Origin of the sequence: Geminicoccus sp., assembly GCF_035556675.1 — a bacterium.
Taxonomy (GTDB): domain Bacteria; phylum Pseudomonadota; class Alphaproteobacteria; order Geminicoccales; family Geminicoccaceae; genus Geminicoccus.
In genome coordinates this window covers 1-2,342 of record NZ_DATMFZ010000203.1, presented here as the reverse complement: position 1 = coordinate 2,342, position 2,342 = coordinate 1, and the positions used below count along the sequence as shown (strand labels likewise).

At 70.7% G+C, this 2,342-nt stretch carries 3 protein-coding genes; all 3 read right to left on the bottom strand.

Annotated features, from left to right (window positions below):
- On the bottom strand, window positions 1–723 hold a 723-nt coding region (fabI, locus tag VNS22_RS14630), incomplete at its 3' end, for an enoyl-ACP reductase FabI (protein WP_325733646.1).
- Window positions 720–1,919: an acetate/propionate family kinase gene (locus tag VNS22_RS14625; protein ID WP_325733644.1), complete on the bottom strand. Its 1,200-nt coding sequence runs from the start codon at window positions 1,917–1,919 to the stop codon at window positions 720–722. The genes fabI and VNS22_RS14625, both read right to left, overlap by 4 nt.
- On the bottom strand, window positions 1,916–2,342 hold a 427-nt coding region (locus VNS22_RS14620), incomplete at its 5' end, for a phosphate acyltransferase (RefSeq protein ID WP_325733642.1). The genes VNS22_RS14620 and VNS22_RS14625, both read right to left, overlap by 4 nt.

Here is a 2,342-nt window from a genome sequence, read left to right as displayed (position 1 = left end):
GGCCGCGTCGGTGGCGAGGAAGGCGGTGGCACGGCCGACATCCTCCACCGCGACCAGCGCCTGCATCGGCGCCTTGGCCTGGGCCTTGGCCAGCAGCTCGTCGAAATCGGTGATCCCCGACGCGGCCCGGGTCTTGAGCGGACCCGGCGAGATCGCATGGACCCGGATGCCCTTCGGCCCCAGCTCCACGGCCATGTAGCGGGTGGCCGCCTCCAGCGCCGCCTTCACCGGCCCCATCAGGTTGTAGTTCTCGACCACCATCTGGGCGCCGTAATAGGTCATGCAGAACAGCGTCCCGCCGCTCGCCATCAAGGGCTCGGCGAGCTTGGCCATGCGGATGAAGGACCAGCAGGACACGTCCATGGCGGCGAGGAAGCCCTCCCTGGAGCAGTCCACCACCCGGCCCTGCAGGTCGTCCTTCGGGGCAAACGCGATCGAATGGAGGACCACGTCGAGTCGGCCCCATTCGGCGGCGATCCGCTCGAACACCGCCTCGAGCTGGCCGGCCACGCGCAGGTCCAGCGGCATCGTGATCGAGGCATCGAGCTGCCGCGCCAGCGGCTCGACATGAGGACGCGCCTTCTCGTTCAGGTAGGTGACCGCCAGCTCGGCGCCGAGGTTGCGCAGGGCTTTCGCGCACCCCCAGGCGATCGAGCTCTCGTTGGCGATCCCGGTCACCAGCGCCTTACGGCCTTCCAGCGAGACGATCGAGAGCGGGTTCATCCGGGTTGCCCTTTCGTCGCCTGGAGGGTCGCCAGCGTGTGCCGGGCGATCATCTGCTCCTCGTCGGTCGGGATGACGAAGGCCGGGATCCGGCTGGCGGGGCCGGTGATCCGCGGCCCATGGGTGGCGTTGCGCTCCGGGTCGAGCACGAGACCCAGCCAGGCGCAGCGCGTGGCGATCTTCTCGCGCATCGGCGCCGAGTTCTCGCCGATCCCGGCGGTGAACACGATCCCGTCGATCCCGCCCATACTGGCGCCCAGCGCCGCGATCGCCTGGCCGGTCCGGTAGGCGAAATAATCCAGCGCCAGCCCGGCCCCTGGCTGCCCGCTCGTCAGGAGCTCGCGCACGTCGTTGCTGATCCCGGACAGGCCCTTCAGGCCGCAGTCATGGTAGAGCAGGTGCTGGATCGCATCGGCGTCCTGGCCCTTCTGCATCAGGTAGAGCACGACGCCGGGGTCGAGCTGGCCCGGGCGGGTGCCCATGGGCAGGCCGTCCAGCGCGGTAAATCCCATGGTGCTGTCCACGCTCCTGCCGTCGACCAGCGCGCAGGCGGAGCAGCCGGAGCCCAGATGCAGCGCCACCACCCGGCCGGCGGCCATCGCCGGTGCCATCTCCGGCAGGCGGCTCGCGACATATTCGTAGGACAGGCCGTGGAAGCCGTAGCGGCGCACCCCCTCCTGGTGCAGCGAGTCGGGAATGGCGAACCGGTCGGCGATCTCGGGATGGCCCCGATGGAAGGCCGTGTCGAAGCAGGCGACCTGCGGCAGGTCCGGCCGCCGCGCCCGGATCGAGCGGATTGGGGCCAGATTGTTCGGCTGGTGCAGGGGCGCCAGGGGCGCGAACTTCGCCAGCCGCTCGATCAGCGCGTCGTCGACCAGCATCGGCATCGCGAAGTCGGGGCCGCCATGCACGACCCGGTGGCCCACCGCCACCGGCACCGCCCCGAGATGTCCGACCAGCCAGCTACCCAGCAGTTCCTGGGCGGCTTCCAGGTCGGCGGTCCGTGCCGGCGGGCAGGCTTCCTGGAAAACCGGGCGGTCGCTCGCATCGGCCACGACCAGGCGCGGGTTCTGGCCGCCGACCCCTTCGACCTGCCCCTTGAGCTGGCGGGCCAGCCGGCCGCTCGGCTCCAGCCCGAACAGCTGGAACTTGATGCTGGAGCTGCCGGCGTTGAGGACCAGGATCGTGTCGCTCATGACGTCACCGGCCGCGTCTGCGCCAGGTGATGGGCGAACAGGGCCGCCACCGCGCAGGATGCCATGCGGGTGCGGACATTGTCGGCCCGGCTGGTCAGGGTGATCGGCACCCTGGCCCCCACCACCACGCCCGCGGCATCCGCCCCGGCCAGGAACGACAGGTTCTTGGCCAGCATGTTGCCCGCCTCCAGGTCCGGCACCACCAGCACCTGGGCCCGGCCGGCCACCGCGCCGCCGATCCCCTTGATGGTTGCCGCCTCCAGGCTGATCGCGTTGTCGAGTGCCAGGGGCCCGTCCAGCAGCCCGCCCAGGATCTGGCCGCGCTCGGCCATCTTGCACAAGGCCGCCGCCTCGATCGTGCTCGGGATCTTGGGGTTGATCGTCTCCACCGCCGAGAGGATCGCCACCCGGGGCGTCCCCAGC